Here is a 24376-nt window from a genome sequence, read left to right on the forward strand (position 1 = left end):
AATACTTCATACAAACTACTTGCATATTTAACTGGTATTTCACTGTTCGTCGCTTCCTGCGGAAAAAAGACGCCGAACTTCCGGAACCTGCGCCAGCTATTGCCGGACTTGAAACGGAATATTACGTAGTGGTAAAAGAAACCGTACAACTCAAACCTACCATCGAAAACAGGATTGACTCCCTCGTTTGGTTATTAGATGGTAAACGCGTGGCCAACGCCCTGGAATACACCTTTCAGGCGCCGGCAGATCCTGCATCCTATAGCCTGATCGTGAGCGCCTATAACAAAGGCAACATTGCGCAAAAAGCAGTTCAGATCACCACCGGCAAATACATTAACTGGAGCGTGGTGTCCAACTCGATCCTGAAATTGCAGGCGTCCTCCAAGTTTGCCGGTAAAACGGATGTGAAATGGGAAGTCGTATCAGCCCCGACCGAAAAGTACCGCCTGTCCGCTTCTACATCCGATACCGCGATGTTTGCCAGCGTGGACCGTGGTAGCTTTAAACTGACGGTGAGTTCCGGCAGTTTGGTAGATACGCTGCTCATCACCGTACGACAACCAGATGCATCGCCTTCTCCTTACATCTGGAAAGTGTATGATTACCTGCCCGCTCCCGGCCAGTTCGTAAATGAAATACCTGCCTACAAGGCCGGTGACACCTACGAAACGATGATAGCGAAAGCAGAAAAAGAATTAGTTGGTGAAGATGCGAGTACCGTTACCTTAGGCGGCTGGGGCGGATACGTCGTGTTCGGCTTTGACCATACCATTGTAAACATTTCCGGCAGACGTGACTTCCGCGTACATGGCAATGCCTTTGGCGCCAGCGCCAATCCGCGCCCCAATGCTCCCTTCGGCGGCAGCTGCGAACCTGGTGTGGTGATGGTCGCCTATGATAAAAACAAAAACGGCAAACCCGATGAGGACGAGTGGTACGAGATCAAAGGCAGCGGCAATTTCTCCGCCGAGGGAGAGCCCTGGTACGCCGCCGCAGTAGCTGCGAAAAATGACGTTCGCACCTTCCGCGCCTATGAAATGACGTACAGCCGTCCGGTTACAGAAACGCCTGCCGGAACACCGGAAGGTCATATCAGCATCAAAGATTACATACAGTGGTCCGACAACCAGGGCCAGCAAGGCTTTAAAATCAAAAACACCTTTCATGCCCAGAGCTACTACCCGGGTTGGGTGAAAGAAGACAAGATCACTTATAAAGGCATTCGCCTCGCCAGCAATGGGCTGGACGAAAGCGGCAAAGGCAACTACTACGTGCTGTACGGTTTCCGTTACGGTTATGTAGACAACTACCCGAATGCGCACGACAACTCCGGCATCGATATAGACTGGGCCATTGATAAAAATGGCAACAAAGCGAACCTGCCGGGCATCGACTTCGTGAAAGTATACAACGGCATCGACCAGGAAAATGGCTGGCTGGGAGAGGCCTCTACGGAAGTGAGCCGCGGCGAGGATCTGCATTTGCTGGGGAAGAATATCGCAACGATTAACCCATAGCACTATGACTAACCAGGGGGGCCTGCACGAAAGTGCAGGCTTTCTTTTTTGTGTAGCAGCCCCGATGTCTTAATTTTACCGGATGGGCGATTTCAAAAAGATCAGGAAGCAACTGGCATTCTACAAATTCAGCAGGGCCTTTCAACAGCTGAGCTTCAGGAAAGTGCGTATGTATGAACTGGTAATTCACTGGCTGCATAGTAAGCTCTCCCGTATGCAGTTCCTGATGCTGTCCGGCATATTGGTGGGCTGTGCTGCGGGGTTAACGGGCGTACTGCTGAAAATGCTTGTCCACTACATCCACTACTTCATCACGTATAAAGTCCATTTCAGCACCCAGCTGGTTTTTTATGCGCTCTTCCCCTTCCTCGGCATTGTACTTACCACCATTATCGTCATTACCTTTTTCCGGGGACAGGCACGTAAAGGCATCCCGGCCATACTATACGAAATTGCGCAGAACAGCAGCCTGATTCCCAAGGTGAAGATGTATTCACAGATCATCCAGAGCGCGATTACCGTGGGTTTAGGTGGTTCGGCCGGACTGGAAAGCCCGATCGCTGTGACCGGGGCTGCTATCGGCTCCAACTATGCCCAGGTGTATAAACTGCACTATAAGGAACGCACCCTGTTACTGGCGGCCGGCGCAACTGCGGGCATTGCATCTGCCTTTAATGCACCCATTGCGGGTATGATGTTCGCCTTTGAGGTACTGCTCACGGGCGTCATTTTCTCCGACTTCCTTCCGCTGATCATCGCCGCGGTATGTGGTAGCCTGATCTCCAAGATCATTCTGCAGGAAGATGTATTGTTTCACTTCGAATCGCAAACAGCGTTCAATTACCGGAACGTTCCGTTTTATATCCTGTTGGGCATTTGCAGCGGACTGTATGCCCGTTACTTCGTGGTGCTATCAGGCCGTATCGAACACTTTTTTAAGAAACTGGGCTGGTCGCAATTACGTAAAGCCTTACTCGGCGGCGCTACCGTAGCCGTATTATGTATGTTGATGCCACCGCTCTTCGGCGAGGGTTACACGAGCGTGAAAGACCTTGCTGCAGGACATGTTGAACGCATGATGCAGAACAGCTTCCTCGCCTACTTCCGCATGGAAGAATGGATGGTAATGGTATTCCTGGGAGCTGTGCTATTACTGAAGGCAATCGCCACCTCGGTAACCATCCAGAGTGGTGGAAATGGCGGCAACTTTGCGCCTTCGCTGTTTGCGGGTGCGTTTCTCGGGTATTTCGTGGCAAGTATCTGTAATGCAATGGGGCTAAACGTACCCGTTACTAATTTCGTAATCGTGAGTATGGCAGGTGTCATGAGTGGGGTGATGTATGCGCCGCTCACAGCCATCTTCCTGATCGCAGAATCGACATCTGGCTATGACCTGTTCATACCTTTGATGATCGTATCCGTTTCGTCGTTCCTGATGGTGAAATGGTTCTCTCCCATCTGGCCCGAAATCAAACATTTTGCAGACTCGGGCAAGATATTCACCCGCGAGATGGATAAGAATGTATTGTCTGGCGTACAGCTGCAGAAGCTCGTGGATGTGAACTTCCAGTACGTATCTCCCCGCATACTCTTGCGAGAACTGATAGAACGGGTGCGGTCTACCCCGTTCGACCGCCTGGCGGTGCTATCCGACGAAGGATATTTAAAGGGCATCATCACACTGGATGAACTGCGCCCGGTGATGTTCGACCCGAATTTATACGATCAGCTGACTGCCAAAGATATTATGCGTGCGCCTATCTCCGAGATCAACCTGAGCGACAGTATTACCGATGCAGCGCGTAAGTTCGATGAAACCCAGGCCTGGCACCTGCCCGTGATCAACGAAGGTAAGATGATCGGCTTCCTTTCAAAATCGGATATACTGATGGCATACCGGCAGTTGATGCAGGAGTTTTCGGCAGATGATTAAACGGTTGTCGTAACATTACGGTCAAAGTACCTGCGCCGCCTGATTGGCCACAGATTAAAACAATCATTGCAGTACTACACTCAACGTATCTGCCCTCAGCCGCTGTTTCAGCCATCGTTCCAACCGCAGGCGCTCATTAGCCGACGGGCGCTTTTCGAAGCTGGCGACCACCATCGTTACCTTATCCGTACGCACAGAATCGATCGACTTCACTTCCATTCCGTTGATCGCGTAGGATTTCATGCCGGGGAACAGCGCTTTAAGCTCCAGCCGCAGATCGGGCAGCGACCTTACTGAATCTGCTGCGGCAGGACGTAAAGTGGAATCGCGGCTAAACACATCTTCCAGGATGCTGGCCTTTACCTGCATGAGATCTATTTCCTGTTTGGCATTGAGGCCCTGCCGCACAACGAGCCGCGCATCAGGAAGTTTGTACCGTGGCAATTGCGCCCGGATAGAATCCAGCACCACAGCAGGTATTTCATGACCGATGAGCAGCAACTCGATATCCCCCTCGCGCCCATCAAACACAAAGTTCCGGTTCACGACCTGGGTATTACGGAAGGCAAATTGTTCCTTCACAAACTTTTGTGCATTGCTGGTAAAGATGCTTTTGTTCACAATGCGGTAAGCCATGTAAATACTGGGCAACAAAGTTATCAACAGGATAAAAAAGATGTAACGGGACACCTTCTTTTCATATCGTTTGTCTTCGAAATACTTCTTCCTGAAGCGGAGAAAACGAACGATCAGAATTGTACTGAAGCAGATAAAAACAGTGTTGATAAAATAAAGATACAGGGCTCCAACAAGATAATACCAATTGCCGTTGGCTATACCGAAACCCGCGGTGCATAAAGGCGGCATCAATGTAGTGGCGATGGCCACGCCCGGGATCACGTTACTTTTCTCCTTACGTGTAGCTGCTACCATCCCCGCTAATCCGCCGAAGAAGGCGATAAATACATCCCATACAGACGGGGTGGTACGTGCCAGCAGTTCACTCTGCGCTTCGTGCAGCGGCGTTAACAGGAAATATACAGTGGAAGTAGCGATACTGATAATCGTTGCGAAAAACAGGTTTCGAAAACCCTTCTTTACAAGTTCGAAGTCATTGATGCCAATTCCAAGACCTACCCCAGTGATGGGCCCCATCAGCGGGGATATCAGCATAGCGCCGATAATGAAGGCCGGGGAATTTACATTTAAACCGATCGAGGCGATCAGGATCGCGAAGATCAATGCCCACAGGTTCGCGCCCTTAAACTCCGTATTCAGCGCAATAGATCGTATCACACTCTGCTCATCCGCTTTATCGATGTGCAGGTTGAAACGGCGGCTGATGACCAACCGGAGCATTCGCCAGCGGCGATTCGGTTTCCTTTTTCTCATAAACGTTTTCTTACGACCTTTTCCGTCGCTCTATTTCGGCAGATATCAGTTTCACCTTGGCTTTGGCAACCTCGTAGTCATCGCCATATCCGCCATCGCGCAGCATACGCATCACATCTTCTGTATACTTGGCCAGCAAATCTACCAGCGTCCCCAGGGACGCATTCTTCAAATCTTCCACATCTAACAATTAACAAGTTCCGGTTTTCGATCAGGCAGTGCGAAATGCCCCATCGCTTCTAATATCGCACCTGCACCATCTGCCTGCGCACAAATTACATCGGGCAAGGCGTGGGTAGCCACTGCCAGTGCCTGTTCGCAGTTACCCACTACAACGCCTTTATAACCACAATGATACATGGCCAGGTCGTTTAAACTATCGCCTGCTACTAATACCGTGACCGGATCTACATCTAATAAGTCCACCAGCGCCATTAACGAAGTGCCTTTATTGACGCCGGCCGGCAGCACATCCAGGTATTTGCCGGCAGAGTAAATCACGTCGCAGTTAAGTCCGGCAAGCTGTTCGCGGATAGTGGGCAGCAGCGACGCTTCCTTCAGGTAGAAGGAACAGCGGCGCTCCTGCGGTACATCCTGGTAAAGCAGTCCGGGTATACCCCGTAACTGGTTACGAACCACATCGCACCCGGGCCACACGGCCGCAATCGGAGCCTGCAGGGGCATAACAGGTTGTAACGTCCAGCCGTTTACGATGGTTGCTCCCACATCCCCGATAATATAAGCCGGGGTCGGAATGCCCTCTTCTGCTATCAAAGGCTCTACGGATGACAATCCGCGACCGGTAACATACACCAGTTGTATATCTCGGCGTTTGCGCAGTAACATGTACAATTGCTGGCGTGCTACCGTACTTCCTCCTAAAAACGTTCCATCCAGGTCAGTTGCTAATAACATCATTCATAGTTCTTTGTAGCCGGTTAAGGCTGAGATGAGATAATTCCGGCAACTACACCGCCGGTGAAAGGCCAGGTTATTTTCAACGCACTGCGAGCACCATCGTTTTGGAATGGGGAGGCAGCATATCCGACAAATGCCGGTTTGACCATCCTGTCAGTTTCGTTTCCGCACCCGGATCTACCACGACCATATCCGCATCTATACTGCGTGTATATTCCAGCAGGGCTTTGACTTTATCACGGCCATGCAGTACGACGTAATTCACCTTCCCTCCTGCCTGACCTTTCAATATTTTGAAGATCGCCAGCAGTGATTGCCGGGGAAAAGGTTTGTCGGTATCATGATCTGCAAAGATCACCAGCTGCACCTGCAAATCCCGCTGGCGACGTATCGCGGCGATCAATGCCAGCTTGTTGGCAGGGAAACGGGTACTAACGGGCATCACCACCTTTTGCAGGCTGCTATGAAGCGCGCCCGGTTTAGCGGTGAGTACCGGCACGCCGGAAGCCTGCGCAATGCGGCTCGGCACTACGGTATTGAGTTGTGGGAACGTAGTATGTTGCGAACGTTTACCAAGTACCAGCAGGTCTGCCCGCAGGTCGATCGCCTTCCTGATAATCGTATCTTCCACAGACTGCCCGTGACAAACAGCTACCTCTACCTTCGCATGTTCCGTGGTGGCTTCAATAGCATCTTTCAATTCCAGCAGCTTCAGCTCCGAACGTTTAATGGCGGCCCTTACCTGCTTCCACGACAGTCCGCGGAAAAACTGGGTGATCTTACGCCAGTAACCACCGGCCCCGATCCGCTGTACGTGTAACAGGTGAATCGTAGCGCCATCGGGCGGTACCATCAACAGGGCACGTGCAATGGCTGTTCCGGTATTCACCGAAAAATCCACCGGGACCAATATCGTGCGAAACTGTTTAGCCATATGCAAAAGTCCCACAACGAACTTAGAACCACATTAAGCACACATTAGAATAACATTAGAATCCCGGAACGGAGACAGAGTCGTACCTTGCAAAAGATCGAAATACCGACGGACATGGAAACAAATCGCATCTTACTGGTAGAGGATGAGGCAAGGATCGCCGACATGCTGAGTTTCGGCCTGCGGGAAAACGGATACGACGTGGACGTGGCCTACGACGGCAGCCTGGGCTACAGGATGTATGATGGTGGCGGATTTGACCTGCTGGTACTCGACATCAACCTGCCCGGCATGAATGGATTCGAATTCTGCAAACGGGTACGCGCCGGGGATGAAAAAACGCCTATCATCATGTTAACCGCCCTGGGCGCGCTGGACGATAAGATAGAAGGTTACGACGCCGGTGCCGACGATTACATTTCCAAACCGTTTGAATTTCGCGAGCTGCTGATGAAAATACGGGCCTTACTGCGCCGCAGCGGGAACGTGGCCGCACCGGCGGGCAACCTGTTAAGGGCAGGCGACCTGGTGATGAACCTCGATACCCGTGAAGTGAAGCGGGATGGGAAAGACATATATCTTACCGCCAAGGAACTGCAATTGCTCGAATACCTGATGCGGAACAAGAACCGCGTGGTGTCGCGGGCCGATATTGCCGTGAATGTGTGGAGTATTAATTTCGATACCAGCACCAATATAATCGACGTATACATCAATTACGTGCGGAACAAAGTAGATAAACCCTTCGACCAAAAGATGATCCATACCCAGGTAGGCCTGGGTTATGTACTGAAAGACCATTAATCAACTGCTGTCATGCCGATACGTTTACGCATCACCACCTTCTTTACCGGCCTGTTTATATTGCTGCTGGGCATCGTTTGCCTGTCGATCTACTACTTTTCGTCGTTATCGCGGTTACAGAACGTGAAGACAAGGCTTACCAACCGGGCCATCACTACCGATCGTATGCTTACGCATGATACGACGATCAACAAGGAAATGATGTACCGCATCGACTCGCTCACGGCGATGGCATTAAAACGTAAGGCGGTACAGGTGTATAATGCGGACGGGCAGCTTGACTATTTTTATGCGGATGCCAGCGGCGACAGTATGCCCGTATCGCCCGCTGTATTAGCCGCCGCCAGGCGAAGCGGCACCTTTTATTTTAACCAGGGAACACGGGAAGCCATCGCTTACTCCGACCGCACATTGAAGAACGGCATTGTAATCGTATCGGTAGGTGTGGATGAAGACGGCCGCGAGAACATCGACCAATTACGATCCATTCTCATTTCCAGCTTCATCGGCGGCATACTACTGGCATTTATTGGCGGATACATCTTTTCTGCCGGATTGCTGAAACCCGTGAGGCGAATCGCCAACGAAGTGAAGGAAATATCTGCCCATAACCTCGAGCGCCGCATTCCCGCCGGTGACACCCACGATGAATGGCACCTGCTGGCATCGACCCTTAACCAGCTGCTGGACCGCCTCAAAGACAGCTTTGAGCTGCAACGCCGCTTCATCTCTAACGCCTCCCATGAACTATCTACCCCGCTGACCCTGATCTCCAGCCAGCTGGAAATCTACCTCCAGCGCGATCGCTCAGAAGCCGCCTATCGTGAGGCTATGACACAGATCCTGAAGGACGTGCAGCATATGAACTCCCTGGTACAGGCCCTGCTGCAATTCGCCACCGCCTCCCGCAATCCTGGTGGATTACAAATCGGCCCTGTGCGTATTGACGAAGTACTGATGCAGCTGCCAGGCGAAGTACATGCCCGCGACACGCAGCACAGCGTATCCCTGGATTTCGGTACCCTGCCGGAAGAAGACGACAAGCTGCTCGTCTTAGGCAACGAGACCCTCATTTTCACCGCGATCATGAACATCGTGTCCAACGCCTGCAAATACTCCGGGGACCATCATGCCGACGTGTCGTTACTGGTAGAAGATCACCACTTTATCATCCGGGTGAAAGACCAAGGCATTGGCATCGACGAGCAGGAAATCAACAACATTTTTCAACCCTTTTACCGGATAGAACAGGAACATAACTCCAAGGGATTCGGCCTTGGCCTGTCGCTGGCAACGCGGATCATTAAGCTGCACAAGGGCGACATTACGGTTAGTTCGACACCGGGTGTGGGGACGGTGTTTACGATTGTGTTGCCTGGTGGGGAAGTCTAGCTTATTCCCTATAACCCCGTAATCTTAAACTCCGTCCTCCTGTTCAACTGATGCTCCGCTTCCGAACATACCACCCCGTTCGCGCAGCTATTCAACAACTGGCTTTCACCATACCCCCTTGCCTTCAGCCGCTCGTCCGCAATGCCGCTTTTTACCAGGTAGGCTACTACGGATTCGGCCCTGCGTTGGGACAGCTTCTCGTTATAGGCGTCGTTGCCGCGACTATCGGTGTGCGTGCCTAGTTCGATCGACATGGCAGGGTGGGTTTTCAGGAGGCGTACGAGTTTGTCCAGCTCGGGCTTTGCGTCCGCACGGATGTCTGCCTTATTGTAATCGAAATAGATGTTCGTAAGGGCAATGGTTTTGCCCACCTCCAGCTCCCCGATGTTAAATTCATTTTTGATGATAGCCACGGTGGTATCGCGTTTGGGAGCGATATCGATGGTGTCGGACTTGAAACCGTCTTTCTGGATAGCGACCTGGTAGGGCTCGCCGGTGTTGAGTTTCAGTTCAAACTTACCGGTAGCGTCTGTACGGGTACGGGCGATGATGGTGCCGGACTGTAACAGGGATATGTTAGCGTCTGGCAACGGCGCTTTGCCGGTACCGCTTGCGATGCCTTGCAGGGTATAAGTTGGCGGAGTGATATAGGCTACACGGTACACGTCATCGCTGCCAATGCCACCTTCCCGGTTGGATGACAGGTAGGCTAGCTGACCGGATGCATCGAGGCTAAAGGCAAAATCATCCTGCGGGGAGTTCACGGGGTAACGCATGTTAACCGGTGTACCGCCGTTTGCGGACACATAAAAGATATCGAGACCACCCATGCCGATATGACCGTTGCTCGCAAAGTACAGCCACCCGTTCACCACAGCAGGCGTACGCTCGTCGCCGTCGGTGTTCACATGAGCGAGGTTTTCCGGGGCCGACCAGCTGCCATCTGCCTGGCGGCGACATGTATAGATGTCGGCACCGCCTTTTCCGCCGGGCATGTTGGATGAGAAGTACAGTTGCTGCCCGTCCGCACTGATAAACGGATCTCCCACAGAATAAGCGTCCGCTTTATTGAAGAAAAATGCAACCGGCGAAGACCAGTTACCCGCATCATCTTTCTTACTGCTGAAGATAGCTACATGCACGGTGTTCATCGCCCCGCTGCCGTTACCCTGCACTTTCGTGCGCGCAAAAAATATCTCCTTTCCGTCTGCGGTAAAGCTGGCCGGACCAACATGATAACGGGTATCTGCCTGCAAAGGAAATACACGTATGCTGCTATCGGTGGATGACTTAAACAGGAGATTAAGATACTCGTTGCCCGTCCATGCATAACGCCTCGTATCCGGGCTTTGCCCACGATCGAACCGTAACAGGGCGTTGCCATTTTCATTGATCCTTGTTTCGCCGCTACGGTCGGAGGCGAAAGCGATGCCGCCCGCGAATGGCACTGGCGCCCAGTCGGATTGCGGACTATTCAGCGATGCTAAGTTCGTTACCCGGATGTTGGCCGGCGACTGCATCCAAAGCATGGCGGAGTCGCAGGACAGTGTCCAGCGTTTCAATTGTTTCTCCGTAACACCGTTATCCGCAGCCGCGTAACGTTGGTACTCGAGTTGGGCTTCCGGATACCGGGCATTTTGCTGCAGTGATTGCGCGTGCTGCAAAATATGTATAGGCGTGGCGCCCCGGCCACTTGCTATTGCATACCATGCTTGCGCTTCACGATAGTTGTTCGTCAGTCGGTGACAATCGGCCGCACGGCCGGCTGCGTACAACGTTTTCTTTTTACTGTAGGCGCGCTCGTATAACTGCGCGGCCTTTACGTATTTAAACTGTCCGAACGCTTCATCAGCCTCCCGCAAAATATACTGCGCTTTGAGGCCGGAACAGAAAGCGACCAGGAAAAATCCCGTGTATAAAACTCTTTTCATGACTCTTGCTAACATTAAAACAAACGTGGTGTAACCATTCTCACATCGCGCTTCCGGAAAGTGAAGCCGATTGATACTTCATGCGTGCCGCTGGCTTGTCCGCTCAAAGGGCCTACGCTAAAATCATAGGCGTAACCGATGCGCAGCCCATCCACCGGGAAAAGTTCCACGGCAGCTACTACGGCATTGCGGTAGTTCAGGTTCTTTTGCAGGTAATCTTTCTCGTAGAGCTTCACCCCATTACGATAAGAGCCGCCCAGCCAGATGATGTCCTTATACAGCAGGAAGGCATTCAGGTCGATGCTGGTAGGGCCGCCGAGATCGTCTTTTAACAGGAACGACGGTTTCAACTGCACGTCCTCGCTCACCGGCAGCAGTACGCCGGCGGTGAGGTAATAGTGCAATTTGGTTTGAGGGATGAAGCCATCCTTGTCCATATCAATGTATTGCGCTACGAGGTTATCGAACGATAAGCCTGCATAAAAACGTTTGTTCGAGAAGTACACCCCTGCCCTGCCGTCGGGCACGATACGGTTCTGGCGGCCGGCGGGCATTTGTTGTTCAGGATCGTTCGGGTTGAGTACGGATCCATCTATGCCCAACTGCATCAGACCGGCGCTAAGGCCAATAGCCAGGCGTGAAGAACCGTCTTCATTGAGGCGGATGCGATAGGCATAGCTGCCATAAGCCGCCAGCGTACTTTGTGCGCCCAGCTTGTCGGCAGATACCTGTAAACCCAATCCCACGTTCCCATTATTGGCACTCGCATCCGCTGCCAGCGAAAAGCTGCGCGGCGCACCGGGAATATCCGTCCACTGGCTCCTGTAGAAGGAATGCAGGTGCAATTGTTCTTTATAGCCAGCATAAGCCGGGTTGATGTAAAGTCCGTTGAACATATATTGACTGTACTGCACGCCCTGTTGCGCAAACGCGCCGAAAGCCAGTACCAGGAAAAGCCCCGTGATGATTATCTTTTTCATAAACAGCGTATTAATGTTTAAAAGCCCTGATCAGTGTGATGTACCCTTTCATTATTTCCCACTCGGAGCTGGCCGTGCGTTTCACCCGCAGCAGGTAGTAATAAGTACCCTCGTTGAGTCCGTCCCCGTTCCAGGCGTTATTGTACCGGCGCTGGCGGAACACCTCGTTGCCCCAGCGGTTCACGATCACCAGTTCATTATCCGCAAACTGTTCGATGCCGCGGATTTCCAGCCGGTCGTTGGTACCGTCGCCGTTTGGCGTGAACACGTTAGGTACAGTTATATTCAGGAAGGATACGGATACGCGCACACTAGCCGTGTTCGAATACACCCCATCGACGTTCCGCACGCGGTAGGAAAACGCTTCTTCCCCATTGAATCCTGCGTTCGGACGATAAGTAATCGTACCATCCGTATTGATCGTTACGGTGCCGTGTTGTGGTGTGGTGACAATCTCAATACTCAGCGGATCGAGCGTCACGCCTTCTCCGCGGTCGTTACCGAGCAGGTTAATGGTTATGGATTGATTCGTACGCACGTTCGCCTGGTCGTCGTTCGCCACAGGCGGCGGTGGCAAGGTGATCACTGTTGGCTGATCGTTACCTGCAGCCGTACCGGAAATATCGCTGGCTGCGGCACCTGCGGCACTGGTAGCGTTTACGGAGGCCGTGTTGCTCACTTTTCCTTGCAGGCGATCTGCGTCAGTGATTGTGTACACTTCCGTTATCACCACAGAAGCACCCGGTGCCAGGCCGCCATTTACATCGACGACTTTATTGCTGATACCGAGTTTCGCATCTGTAAAGGAAACCGTAATAAGCGTTACAGCGCCGGTATTGCTGATCGTAAAGCTATAGGTGACCTGGTTGCCTGTCCGCACAGCCGTCTTCACCATTGTAACCCCAGGCGCACCCGCCGTTACAGTCAGCGAAACGGTAGCCACTGCGGTACCGCCTTGTCCGTCGCTTACGTTGATGGTAAACTGGTCGCTGCCGGAATAGCCGCTGGCAGGAGTGTAACGATACGTACCGTCTGTATTGACAGTTACGGTACCATGTGAAGGATCGCTTCCTTTAGTAAAGGTAAGCGGGTCATTATCGCGGTCCGTAGCTGTTACAGTGCCGTTAACAGCTACATCCTGTGCGGTAGTACGCTGGTCGTTGGTAACAACGGGCACATCGTTGACAGCTGTCACGGAGATGGCGACCGTAATCGTAGCCGTACCGCCGTTTCCATCGCTCACCGTTACGGTAAACTGGTCCGCTCCATGGTAGTCAGCGTTCGGCGTATAAGTGTAAGTACCATTGCTGTTCACGGTTACGGTGCCATGAGATGGATCGGTGGCTTTCGTATACGTCAGCGCGTCTCCGTCTACATCGGTGGCAGTAACAGCGCCGTTTACAGGCGTGTCTTCGTTGGTCGTTTCACTGCCGTTCGTACCTACAGGCGCGTCGTTCACCGACGTAACGGTTACATCTACCGTGATAGTGGCCGTACCACCATTGCCATCGCTCACCGTTACGGTAAACTGGTCTGCCCCATGATAATTCGCTGAAGGCGTATACGTGTAAGTGCCGTCGCTGTTCACGGTTACGGTGCCATGCGAAGGATCGGTGGCTTTCGCGTACGTCAGCGCATCCCCGTCTACATCGGTGGCAGCAACAGCGCCGTTTACAGGCGTATCTTCATTCGTGGTTTCGCTATCGTTTGTACCGACAGGCACGTCGTTCACCGACGTAACGGTTATATCTACCGTAATAGTGGCCGTACCGCCATTGCCATCGTTCACTGTTACGGTAAACTGATCTGCCCCATGGTAATTTCCTGAAGGCGTATAAGTATAGGTACCGTCAGTATTCACAACCACAGTGCCATGTGAAGGATCACTAGCCTTCACGTAAGTCAGCGCATCCCCGTCCGCGTCGGTGGCTGTTAGCTTGCCGTTTACAGGCGTGTCTTCGTTGGTGGTTTCGCTATCGTTCGTACCTACAGGCACGTCGTTCACCGACGTAACGGTTACATCTACCGTGATAGTAGCCGTTCCGCCATTACCATCGCTCACCGTTACGGTAAACTGGTCTGCCCCATGATAATTCGCTGAAGGCGTATAAGTGTAAGTACCGTCGCTGTTCACGGTTACGGTGCCATGCGAAGGATCGGTGGCTTTCGCGTACGTCAGCGCATCCCCGTCTACATCGGTGGCAGCAACAGCGCCGTTTACAGGCGTATCTTCATTCGTGGTTTGGCTATCGTTCGTACCTACAGGCACGTCGTTCACCGACGTAACGGTTACATCTACCGTGATAGTAGCCGTACCACCATTGCCATCGCTCACCGTTACGGTAAACTGGTCTGCCCCATGATAATTCGCTGAAGGCGTATAAGTGTAAGTGCCGTCGCTGTTCACGGTTACGGTGCCATGCGAAGGGTCGGTGGCTTTCGCATACGTCAGCGCATCCCCGTCTACATCGGTGGCAGCAACAGCGCCGTTTACAGGCGTATCTTCATTCGTGGTTTCGCTACCGTTCGTACCGACAGGCACGTCGTTCACCGACGTAACGGTTATATCTACCGTAATAGTAGCCGTACCACCATTACCATCGCTCACCGTAACGGTAAACTGATCTGCCCCATGGTAATTTCCTGAAGGCGTATAAGTATAGGTACCGTCAGTATTCACAACCACAGTGCCATGTGAAGGATCACTAGCCTTCACGTAAGTCAGCGCATCCCCGTCCGCATCGGTGGCGGTGAGGGCGCCATCCACAGGCGTATCCTCATTAGTGGTTTTAGTATCGGTAGTACCTACCGGAACATCGTTCACAGCGGTGACGGTCACATCTACCGTAATAGTAGCCGTTCCGCCATTACCATCGCTTACCGTCACTGTAAACTGATCTGCCCCATGATAATTGTTTGAAGGCGTGTAAGTATAGGTTCCGTCACTATTCACCACGACAGTGCCATGCGAAGGATCAGTAGCCTTCACGTAAGTCAGCGCATCCCCGTCCGCATCAGTCGCAGTCATCGTGCCGTTTACAGGGGTGTCTTCATTCGTAGTCTTAGCATCATTAGTACCAACTGGAACATCGTTCACAGAAGTAACAGTTACATCCACCGTAATAGTAGCAGTTCCGCCAGTGCCATCGCTCACTGTCACCGTAAACTGGTCTGCACCATGATAGTTACCTGAAGGCGTATAGGTGTAAGTACCATCGCTGTTCACCACCACGGTACCGTGAGAAGGATCAGTGGCCTTCGTAAAAGTAAGCGCATCTCCGTCCGGATCAGTAGCAGTGACGCTGCCGTCTAAAGGCGTATCCTCATTGGTCGTTTCACTTCCATTCGTACCGACCGGCAAATCGTTTTGCGCAGTGATGCTTAGCGGCAGGTTGTATGTCGACTGCAAAGAGCCACCGGCACCGGTGTTGCCGTTATCATTTATACTGATCGACAGTACTACAGCAGCTGATGGCCTGTCCGTCGCGCTATAGGTAATATTATTACCGGCGATAAACGTGTTGATGTCGCTCAATGTACCGGTCAGTGTACATGCACCGGCCGTTCCTCCTACTGTAACGCTGGCATTGGAGGTGGCAGTGAATCCGCCCTCGGTGGCGCTAAACGTTGCCGTTACAACGCCAGTCAATGCATCCACATCACCAAATGACACAGTCGACAACGACACGGGGGTATTCTCATTGGCAGAGAGACTTACCGGGCCCGTTACGGTCGGCGCATCGTTTTCCGGTGTAACATCAATGGTTATTGTGGCAGAGGCGGTAGAAAAAGAAGTGCCGTCATGCCCGCTCCAATCGAAGCTGGTGCTACCGTTCCAGTCAGCTGTCGGCGTGAACACGAAGTTACCGAAGAGCGATGTGTAAAACATCTGACCAACGGTTACGGGTGTACCGTTATAACGGAAGCTGCCATTCAGCGGCAAACGATCAATCCTGATCCTTGCAAGCGACGCCCCGTCTATGTCAGTAAACTGGCTGGAGAAATCGGCCGCATATATATTCAGATTAGCGTCTTCCGCAGATGTTAACGTACTATTTGTGATTACCGGCAGGTTATTGAGGGATGCCGATACAGCGAAAGTATAAACAGATCGCTGGGCGTTCGGATCATCGTTCGTGATCACTACGGTCGCCGTAAAGTTCCCCACCGTATGCAACGCAGGATTAAAGCTCACTTCAAAAGCTGTATTAGCACCGGCATTTAAAGATGCGGCCGACGGTTGTGCCGATACAGAAAACCCGGCAGCGCCTGTTATCGAAACGCGCGGCGTGCCCAGCAGGTTAATAATGCCGGTACCGACATTCTCAATCACAAAACTATGCGTAACAGGCGCCGAGGCATTGGTAAACGTACCGAAGCCCGTACCATTGGCAGCATCTGTTGTGGTGGTGCCGTCGGCAATACTATTCCCATTGCCGGTAACATTGATTCTCGGCGTAGCCACAATCACGATCGTAGTCGTAGAAGCCGGTCCGGTCTCCGCGCCATCATTCAATACCGTGGTGATGATACGGTTGGTCGTGTTCGGACTGCCCAGGCTATTATTGTAGGAGATCTTTCTGATCGCTTCTATATATTCTGCCTGGCTGGCCACACCGGTAAACGTGATTACGTCTGTATTGTTCCCGATAACTGTGATGCCCGGGGGAAAGAGCCTAAGTAAGTCAACCGTTCACCAGCACCGTTCAGGCGGTTCGTCAGCGTGATCGTCGCCGAATGGATATTGGATGCGTCGAGATCAATGATCGTTGCGTCGGCGTCAGCAATCGGCGTACCGGTTGCGCTGCCTGCCGTAAAGTAATCCAGGTAGTTAAACGGGGTGCCCGCGCCTCCACTCCTGTCCGGATCGAGATCAACGACCGGACAGTTATTCACGTTGATCGTTTTGGTGAGCAGGTTGTTTTCAAAGTAACACTCACGATACAACGAACCCTGATTCACCAATGAACTGAGGGTGAACGGCGTACCCACTGCATTACCCACGCCGCCCGACACGAAACTGCCATTATCGTTAATAATAATAGTGAGGTCGATGTTCAGGTTGCTGAAGGCACTCAGGTCAATATCAAAATTGAAGGTCTTACACTCGCCAACGGCCAGGTCTTCATTGAAAGCCCCCACGTGTAACAAGCGCGCTGCAGGATCGACGGTAGGGTTACCGGCGTAAAACGAAACGGGCATACCACCGTTACTGTTGCCGGCGCCGGGGTTACACACATTCACACTCGCCCTTACTACTTTACAGGAGCTTCCCTTGGAAAAGCTGACGTTCGTCGCACTGAAAGCCACATCCGGCCGTGCGCCGAAGAAGTCGGCAGACAGCAAAAACTGGTAGTCTGAGCCGGCCAGACCGGTTTTATTGGTGACCGTCAGCTCACTTTTATCTGCCGAAAGCTGGAACGAAATATCGTATGGATTCGGGCCTTTGAAACCCGTAGCACTTGTATGACCACGTGTACTCGCATTATTCAGCGGCACATTTTTAAAAGCATAGTTATCGTCACGGCGAACAGTCTGCGACAGTCCCACCTGCTGGTAGAAGTAACCGGTAGCGGTTTCTGTATTCAGATCGATGTAAGCGTAGGCCGACAAGCCATTTTCGTTTTCTTCTCTGTCTGTATTAACGGCGTTACCCGTCTGGTTAAAATATATCGCATTGGTGCCGGAAGGTATCTTAAACGTGCGGGAAACACCGGTAGAACTACTAAAGCCCTTCGGGATATCCCTCACATCAGAATCAATAAACTCCGCACTCATGCCCAGTCCTACGCGGCTGTAAAATTCGATTACATACGCATCGTCAAAGTCACGGGCGTAGTTTACATCCCGCCTGATCAGCAGTTCACCGCCGGATACATAGATTTCCGGGTTGAACAACCCTACAGCGCCTTCGGAAGTAAGTTTACCACTATAATCACCGGTAATCACACCAGATGTGGTCATGCTCCCCGCAGCCGTTACCGGTTTATTATTAATGACGTAGGTCGAGCGGCGATCCGCAGAACCACCATTTGCCAGGGTGATGAAACCGTCGGCCATACCATTGTTAAGGTCCAGCAGGAAACGCATGTTCGAATAGCCTTCCTCCGTACCGCTGGCTGAATTGAGATCCACCGCGCTGGAGTTGGTACCCTTCGCGGAAATGGATATAATCTGTGTGCCCGTCGGGATCGGTATGGTGAGGTCCGTAGCCGCTGTGCCGGTACCATGAAGCAACGACCGCACCTGCGGATCAAGCGGATTTAAGGAATTATTGTAAGGAGACAGGTACTCTACATAAAATGATGAATGCGTATTCACAGCCGCTTCCACAATAGTAAGTGTATTGCCGGCAATCGTAAAGTTCACATTATTCAGATCGGGAGTGGCATCTCCAATCTTCCTGGCGGGAGAAATAAAAGTGCCCAGCGGCGCATTTTTCCAACCGTACACATTGGTACCTGACCCGTTCGTGTTCGTGTTCTTCGCCACGTTCACATAACCCGAAGACGTGTTGGCCGCAATGTCGATGATCGCATTGATGGTCAGGAAATCCTCATCGCCCCTCTGGTAGTCGGTGGAAGACGTTAGTCCGGTTTCGGACGATATATATACAGAGATCGATTTGGTGCCCGCCGGTATCGTAAACGTGGGTGCGGCGCCATTTGGTGCGCGGTACTTACCCTCCGCCCCGATTACGTCGGCGCGTTTTCCGCCAAATGGACTACATGGGCTGAACGGCATTTGAGCATAGGCAATTGATGGCAATACGAAAAGTGCCACTCCGAGCAGTGCGGAATAGAAGTTCAATTTCATAGTAATAGATTTAGCGGAGCTGGCATCCGCAATAGTCACACGATTTGCTGAGTGTTGTGTCTATAGGTACTGGTCCTTTAATAGTAATGATTGCTGCGAAAGAAAATAGAGCTACATATAGGAATTTTAAAATGATAAATACGCTAAAACAGGCCGCAAATTAATAAATAAAACGTATTTACTAATTGTTTTTTATTTAGATACGTAAGCAAACGCTGACGTACACACGACACTTATCATATTATCAAATCGTAAACTCCTCTTCTCACAGATGCTGGCGAAACCCTTGCCGGTACACGGTCCCACTAACATTCCCCTTTTCGCCGTCCAAACACCCCACTCCCAATATTTAAACCCGTTACCTATATTTGTACTACAATTACTCCCGGAGAATGACCAGCCGACACGACTATAACGAAAAAGAATACCTGCAGGCGGTGGCGCAAGGCGACGAAGTTGCCTTTGCCGAGGTGTTTCATCGTTATCGCAACAAGGTGTACACGATCGCGTTAAACATCACCCGCTCCGAACCGGTAGCGGAAGAAATTCTGCTGGATGTGTTCCTGAAGGTCTGGCTCAAACGCGAACAACTGTACGGGCTCGAACATTTCTCCGCCTGGCTGTTTACCATCACCCGCAACCGGGTGTTCTCCACGCTTAAACAAATGGCGCAGGATAAACGGGCTACGTTGGTAGACGAAGAACTGCTCACCGATCATGAAAACCCAAACTCACGCCTGCTGGACAAAGAATACCAGAAAGTACTGCAACAAGCGGTAGCCGGTTTATCTCCCCAGCAAAAGAAAGTTTACCACCTCATCCGCGAAGGCGGCCTGAAACGGGAGGAAGCGGCGCAACAACTGAACCTCTCCCCCGAAACGGTGAAACGCCACCTCTCCGAAGCCATGCAGTTCATACGGGCCTATTGCCTCTCCCACCTGGGTGTTTATGGTACACTCGTCGTGCTCGTATTACCGAATTGTTAAGCCGCGCTTTTTTTCACTTTCCCACTGACCCATTTTCTTTTTCCAGGAGTTTCTATTAATGCTGCGGGTATAAAAAGCCTCCGGTATATCGTCTATGCCCGTTTTCGAGCAACTGTTCTCTAAATATCTCAAAGGTGAAACATCGGCACAGGAAGAACAGGAGCTGTTCGACCAGATCGCGCAACCGGAAAATAACGACCGGCTGCTGCAGCTAATCGACCAAGCCATTGCGGGCAGCGGCGACGAGCACCAGGCTAACAAAGCCGACGAGATCCTCTCACTGATACTGGAAGCACGGCCAGCCAAACGGGTGAAAGTATTCACGTACATGAAATGGGCGGCAGCCGCATTGGTTGCAGGGGCCATCGGCGTCGGGGCATGGATGTATACCAAACAGCCAACAACACCGCCGCAGCTGGCCACACAACAACCGCAGCAAAATGATATTGCACCCGCCTCCAAAGGCGCGCTGCTCACCTTAGCCGATGGCACCACCGTACCGCTGGACAGCCTCAAACAAGGCGTAATCGCCAGCCAGCACGGCGCCAGCATCTCCCTTGATAAAGGAACGGTAAGTTACAGCGGCCAGTCGACCGACATTGCCATGAACACCCTCTCCACCCCCAACGGCCGCCTGTACCACCTGGTACTGCCCGACGGGTCGGAGGTGTGGCTGAACGCCGGCAGCGCAATTACGTTCCCTACCAGCTTTTCGGGTAATGAAAGGCGCGTGTCCCTCAAAGGAGAAGCCTACTTTGAGATCGCGGAAAGTGCCAGCCAGCCTTTTAAGGTGCAGGCAGGTGCATCCGAAGTACAGGTGCTGGGTACCGGCTTCAACATCATGGCTTACGAAAATGAAGCGGCGGTGAAAACCACGCTGGTACACGGCAGCATCGCCGTAGCGGCCGGAAGCAGTTCGAGGATATTGAAGCCGGGGCAGCAGGCCAGCGTAACGACCAATGGCATCATGGTGCAGCAGGCGGATGTAAGCCAGGTAATGGCCTGGAAGAATGGCCTGTTCAACTTCGAGAACGCCACCGTAAAAGACGTTATGAACCAGCTCGAACGCTGGTACGATATAGAAGTAGTGTACGAGAATGGAGTGCCCGACATTACGTTCGGTGGAAAAATGGAACGAGGCCTGAGCCTCTCACACGTTATGAGAATTTTAGAAATCTCGAAAGTAAAACTGAGATTGGAACAACGCAGATTAATTGTAACGAAGTAACAGCAACAAACAGACAGTATATCATCGCTGTGCCCTCCGTGGGCGCGGACAGGGCTTGTATTTTTTCTAACGCAGGCGCCGCAATAGAAAAGAGAATGCCATCAAAATTAATATCAAACCAGCATTAACGTCATGCAACTCATTACATTCCGCAAACCGGCACATCCGCCAGATGCAAGTAGCAAATTCCTGGTGATGAAATTAGCCACCCTGGTACTTACCCTCCTGTTCCTGCAGGTGCGGGGCACTGCTTTGTCGCAGACCATCACGTTGTCGGCAAAGGACCTTCCGCTCAAGGAAGTATTTACACAACTTGAGAAACAAACGGGCTATGTGGTGTTTTACAATGCCGCCTTACTGTCCAACACCAAACCGGTAAACGTAGCCGTTAAAAACATGCCAGTAGAAGATTTTCTTCGTACGGTGATGCAGGGTCAGCCAGTGGATTATGAAATCTCGGCTAAAACCATCACGATCAAAGAAAAGGCAACATCTGCCATCATCGCCGAAGATCCGCCGGTAAAGGGGCGGGTGTTGGACGAGCACGGCGGTCCGCTCCCGGGCGCCACTGTCTCCGTTGCTGGCACCAATCGCGGTGTGCAAACGGATGGCGATGGCAACTTTTCCATCAAAGCCGCTAAGACAGATGTATTGATCTTTTCTTACCTCGGGTACGACCGTAAGATGGTATCGCTCTCCGGTGCCAAACTGCCGCTCGAAGTGGGTATGGCGCTTTCCAAAGAAAGCATGGAAGAAGTGGTGGTGATCGGTTACGGTACGGTGGCAAAACGCGACCTTACCGGTGCCGTGTCCAGCGTAAAGACGGCCGACATTAAAGATGTGCCGGTAACCCGTGTAGACCAGATGTTACAGGGCCGCATCGCAGGCGCTGAAATCGTATCTACCGATGGCGAACCCGGTGCAGCTACTTCGATCCGCATTCGCGGCACGCGCTCCATTTCCGCCAGCAATGAACCTTTATTCATTGTAGACGGATTGATGGATGCGATCCGCAGCCTGAACGAGATCAACCCTTCCGATATTGCTTCTATCGAGGTATTGAAAGATGCATCATCTACGGCAATCTATGGCTCCCGGGGCAGCAATGGGGTAATCATTATTACCACGAAAGCCGGCTCCGACAAATCAGGTAAAACAAACTTTACTTTCCGGACTGATGTGGGACAAAGCAAACTGCCGCGTTACCTCGACCTGATGAACGCAACAGAGTTCGCACAACTGCAGAACGACCGTTATTACTTCTCCGCCACGGCTAACCAAACGAAGCCGCTGGAAGATTATCCTTACCCAGATCCATTATCATTGGGTGAAGGCACTAACTGGACAGAAGAAATTACCCGCACCGCACCGTATGCCAACCTCACGCTGAGTGGCAGCGGTGGCGACAAAGCGACGCAGTACTTCTTCTCGGTGAACCATAACAACAACCAGGGCATCATCGATAACAGCGGTTTAAAACGCTACCAGGTACGCCTGAACCTCGACCGCCAGATCAGTAAAGCGGTGAAAGCGGGCGTACGTTTCAACTACTCCAACATCCGCCGCGCGATTAATAATGCGGACGTGGGCACGAATACACTGTGGTACCGTTCTACGATCTTCCTGGCGCCTACCATCGCGGCCTACAAGCCCGACGGCAGCTTCAACGACTGGAATACGCAATGGTACAGTGGTACACTGTTCGACTCTCCTATCGCCAACGTGAAGCTGAGAAAGAACAACCAGGTGGAGAAAAGCCTCAGCACCATGGCGTACATTGAAGCGCGCGTGTTTAAGGATTTCCTGCTGAAGTCTACCATTTCTTATTCCGATTACAGCATGCTGGCCGACCAGTTCACGCCAGGCACCATGCCGAGCCGCGTAAAAGCCAATTCCGGCGCCTATGCCTTAAAAAGAAGTTATGCAGTCAGCAACCTGCTGAACGAAAACACGATCTCCTACAAAAAGACCTGGAACAAAGCACATACGTTCGATGCGGTATACGGCTTCACGATCCAGCAACAGCAATACACCAACATGCAAACCAGCGGCAGCGGTTACTTTGTAGACGATGTGGAGAATAACGACATGGGGGCCATTCCTTCGAAAGAAACACTGACCGTAGGTTCTTACCTCGAGAACCTGGTGCGTGTATCACAGCTGGCAAGGATCAACTATAACTATCGCAGTAAATACTACCTGACAGTAACGGGCCGTGCAGACGGCGCCTCTAACTTCGCCGCGAATAATAAATGGGCAATGTTCCCTTCTGCAGCCGTTAAATGGAACGTGGCGCGCGAAGCCTTCATGGCCAACGTACCCGTGATCAGCGACCTGGCACTGCGACTGAGCGGTGGTACATCCGGCAACGATGCTATCTCCCGTTACCAGTCACTCGCCCGCCTGAACTCCAGCTCTACCGGCTACCTGTTCGGCGGCGCCTCCCCGGTGTCTTACTTCCCTTCACGTATTGCCAACGAAGGCCTCACCTGGGAGAAGACCACTTCTTACAACGCCGGCCTCGACCTGTCGTTCTTCAACAAACGCCTGGAAGTAACGATCGATGCGTATAAAAGTCAGACCTCCGACCTGTTGCTGACGGTGCAACTGCCGACGCAATCTGGCTTTAACAGCAGGCTGGCCAACATCGGCAAAACATCGAATAAGGGTATTGAGATGACGGTTACTTATGACAACATCCGTAAGAAAAACTTTACCTGGAGTACTACCCTCACGGCCGCTCACAATAAACAAATGGTAGACGATATCGGCGGACTCGATCGCATCTCGGTGTACGACAACCCATACGGCGCGTTCTACATGATGTATGGTTACGTGAAAGGGCAGCCACTGAATGCACTCTGGGGCATGCAATACGCCGGCACCTGGAAGAATGCGGAAGAAATCGCGCAGGATAAGGTTGACAAGAAATATGCCTCTGCCGCGGTGAGCTACTACTCTCCCGGCCGCCAGCGGTACATCGATCAGAACCACGATGGTGTACTCGACAACAACGACCTGGTTTACCTCGGCAATGCCGATCCTAAAGTATATGGTGGTTTGCAGAACACCTTTTCCATCTACAAAGTGAATGTGTCATTCTACTTCAACTTCTCCCTTGGCGGCGACATTTACAACCCGGTAGAAACCTTTATGGGTACGGGCGTATACCTGGCCAACCAGTTCCGTTACATGGTGAACGCCTGGCACCCGGTGCGTAACCCGACTTCCGACTACCCACGTGCCGATTCGAAGGACGATATTCCGAACGATCGTTTCGTGCATAGCGCCAGCTTCCTGCGGTTCAAAAACTTCGCGTTGGGTTATCCTGTACAGTTAGGTAAACTGACCGGCAACAAACTGCAGTCGTTGAACCTGAGCGTAAGCGGCAACAACCTGGTACTCTGGAAATACTACAACGGTTACGATCCGGAAGTAAGCACGCAAAGCGAAGGTTCTACCATTCGTCGTATGGACAATGGCGCGTACCCGAGCAGTCGTACGATCACCTTCTCGGCCGAACTTAAATTCTAATTACAAAC

At 51.9% G+C, this 24376-nt stretch carries 15 protein-coding genes; 7 read left to right on the forward strand and 8 right to left on the reverse strand.

Annotation, left to right across the window (positions count from 1 at the left end; all coding sequences use genetic code 11):
- Window positions 1-128 precede the first annotated feature (128 nt).
- Window positions 129-1520 carry a hypothetical protein gene (locus MKQ68_RS11630; RefSeq protein ID WP_264283437.1) on the forward strand — a complete coding sequence of 464 codons (1392 nt, stop codon included), beginning with the start codon at window positions 129-131 and terminating at the stop codon, window positions 1518-1520.
- A gap of 82 nt (window positions 1521-1602) precedes the next feature.
- The gene (locus MKQ68_RS11635) at window positions 1603-3453 is read left to right on the forward strand and encodes a chloride channel protein (protein ID WP_244843313.1); all 1851 of its coding nucleotides are present in this window, start codon (window positions 1603-1605) and stop codon (window positions 3451-3453) included.
- 63 nt (window positions 3454-3516) lie between these two features.
- On the opposite strand, the gene MKQ68_RS11640 is transcribed toward MKQ68_RS11635, so the two are convergent.
- The 4 genes from MKQ68_RS11640 to MKQ68_RS11655 all read right to left on the reverse strand — a co-directional run bounded on the left by MKQ68_RS11640 (window position 3517) and on the right by MKQ68_RS11655 (window position 6697).
- Window positions 3517-4845, reverse strand: coding sequence for a TIGR00341 family protein (locus tag MKQ68_RS11640; protein WP_264283438.1), 1329 nt, complete (start codon window positions 4843-4845; stop codon window positions 3517-3519).
- A gap of 10 nt (window positions 4846-4855) precedes the next feature.
- Complete coding sequence (locus MKQ68_RS11645; RefSeq protein ID WP_264283439.1) at window positions 4856-5026, reverse strand: hypothetical protein; 171 nt, start codon at window positions 5024-5026, stop codon at window positions 4856-4858.
- 2 nt (window positions 5027-5028) lie between these two features.
- Entirely contained in the window at window positions 5029-5763 is a 735-nt protein-coding gene (locus tag MKQ68_RS11650; protein ID WP_264283440.1) for an HAD family hydrolase, read from the reverse strand.
- 79 nt (window positions 5764-5842) lie between these two features.
- Window positions 5843-6697, reverse strand: a complete 855-nt coding sequence (locus MKQ68_RS11655) for a universal stress protein (RefSeq protein WP_264283441.1) — start codon at window positions 6695-6697, stop codon at window positions 5843-5845.
- Window positions 6698-6811: 114 nt separating this feature from the next.
- Here MKQ68_RS11655 and MKQ68_RS11660 point away from each other — a divergent pair, with 114 nt between their 5' ends.
- Both MKQ68_RS11660 and MKQ68_RS11665 read left to right on the forward strand, forming a co-directional pair.
- Complete coding sequence (locus MKQ68_RS11660; protein WP_264283442.1) at window positions 6812-7501, forward strand: response regulator transcription factor; 690 nt, start codon at window positions 6812-6814, stop codon at window positions 7499-7501.
- 12 nt (window positions 7502-7513) lie between these two features.
- On the forward strand, window positions 7514-8893 hold the full coding sequence (locus tag MKQ68_RS11665; protein WP_264283443.1) for a sensor histidine kinase: 1380 nt from the start codon (window positions 7514-7516) through the stop codon (window positions 8891-8893).
- Window positions 8894-8901: 8 nt separating this feature from the next.
- Here MKQ68_RS11665 and MKQ68_RS11670 read toward each other — a convergent pair whose 3' ends face one another.
- From MKQ68_RS11670 to MKQ68_RS11685, 4 genes are read right to left on the reverse strand one after another with little or no spacing between them, the layout of a single operon-like run.
- Complete coding sequence (locus tag MKQ68_RS11670) at window positions 8902-10824, reverse strand: OmpA family protein (RefSeq protein WP_264283444.1); 1923 nt, start codon at window positions 10822-10824, stop codon at window positions 8902-8904.
- 14 nt (window positions 10825-10838) lie between these two features.
- Complete coding sequence (locus MKQ68_RS11675) at window positions 10839-11804, reverse strand: PorP/SprF family type IX secretion system membrane protein (protein WP_264283445.1); 966 nt, start codon at window positions 11802-11804, stop codon at window positions 10839-10841.
- Window positions 11805-11814: 10 nt separating this feature from the next.
- Window positions 11815-16419 (reverse strand): Ig-like domain-containing protein, encoded by a 4605-nt coding sequence (locus MKQ68_RS11680; protein WP_264283446.1) that lies wholly within the window; start codon window positions 16417-16419, stop codon window positions 11815-11817.
- A 14-nt stretch (window positions 16420-16433) separates the two neighbouring features.
- Entirely contained in the window at window positions 16434-18620 is a 2187-nt protein-coding gene (locus MKQ68_RS11685; RefSeq protein ID WP_264283447.1) for a hypothetical protein, read from the reverse strand.
- Window positions 18621-19012: 392 nt separating this feature from the next.
- Between MKQ68_RS11685 and MKQ68_RS11690 the strand changes: the two genes are divergently transcribed.
- The 3 genes from MKQ68_RS11690 (at window position 19013) to MKQ68_RS11700 (ending at window position 24368) form a co-directional block, all read left to right on the forward strand.
- The gene (locus MKQ68_RS11690; protein ID WP_264283448.1) at window positions 19013-19606 is read left to right on the forward strand and encodes an RNA polymerase sigma factor; all 594 of its coding nucleotides are present in this window, start codon (window positions 19013-19015) and stop codon (window positions 19604-19606) included.
- Between the two features lie 94 nt (window positions 19607-19700).
- On the forward strand, window positions 19701-20834 hold the full coding sequence (locus tag MKQ68_RS11695; RefSeq protein ID WP_264283449.1) for a FecR domain-containing protein: 1134 nt from the start codon (window positions 19701-19703) through the stop codon (window positions 20832-20834).
- Window positions 20835-20966: 132 nt separating this feature from the next.
- Window positions 20967-24368, forward strand: a complete 3402-nt coding sequence (locus MKQ68_RS11700) for a TonB-dependent receptor (RefSeq protein WP_264283450.1) — start codon at window positions 20967-20969, stop codon at window positions 24366-24368.
- The last annotated feature ends 8 nt before the right edge of the window (window positions 24369-24376 follow it).

Source organism: Chitinophaga horti (genome assembly GCF_022867795.2).
Taxonomy (GTDB): domain Bacteria; phylum Bacteroidota; class Bacteroidia; order Chitinophagales; family Chitinophagaceae; genus Chitinophaga; species Chitinophaga horti.

Bases quoted from the DNA above. Each gene is read 5' to 3' on its own strand.
- MKQ68_RS11690 (WP_264283448.1), top strand. From the start codon at position 19,013: ATGACCAGCCGACACGACTATAACGAAAAAGAATACCTGCAGGCGGTG.
- MKQ68_RS11675 (WP_264283445.1), bottom strand. From the start codon at position 11,804: ATGAAAAAGATAATCATCACGGGGCTTTTCCTGGTACTGGCTTTCGGC.
- MKQ68_RS11655 (WP_264283441.1), bottom strand. From the start codon at position 6,697: ATGGCTAAACAGTTTCGCACGATATTGGTCCCGGTGGATTTTTCGGTG.
- MKQ68_RS11700 (WP_264283450.1), top strand. From the start codon at position 20,967: ATGCAACTCATTACATTCCGCAAACCGGCACATCCGCCAGATGCAAGT.
- MKQ68_RS11660 (WP_264283442.1), top strand. From the start codon at position 6,812: ATGGAAACAAATCGCATCTTACTGGTAGAGGATGAGGCAAGGATCGCC.
- MKQ68_RS11685 (WP_264283447.1), bottom strand. From the start codon at position 18,620: ATGAAATTGAACTTCTATTCCGCACTGCTCGGAGTGGCACTTTTCGTA.
- MKQ68_RS11695 (WP_264283449.1), top strand. From the start codon at position 19,701: ATGCCCGTTTTCGAGCAACTGTTCTCTAAATATCTCAAAGGTGAAACA.
- MKQ68_RS11665 (WP_264283443.1), top strand. From the start codon at position 7,514: ATGCCGATACGTTTACGCATCACCACCTTCTTTACCGGCCTGTTTATA.
- MKQ68_RS11650 (WP_264283440.1), bottom strand. From the start codon at position 5,763: ATGATGTTATTAGCAACTGACCTGGATGGAACGTTTTTAGGAGGAAGT.
- MKQ68_RS11640 (WP_264283438.1), bottom strand. From the start codon at position 4,845: ATGAGAAAAAGGAAACCGAATCGCCGCTGGCGAATGCTCCGGTTGGTC.
- MKQ68_RS11635 (WP_244843313.1), top strand. From the start codon at position 1,603: ATGGGCGATTTCAAAAAGATCAGGAAGCAACTGGCATTCTACAAATTC.
- MKQ68_RS11670 (WP_264283444.1), bottom strand. From the start codon at position 10,824: ATGAAAAGAGTTTTATACACGGGATTTTTCCTGGTCGCTTTCTGTTCC.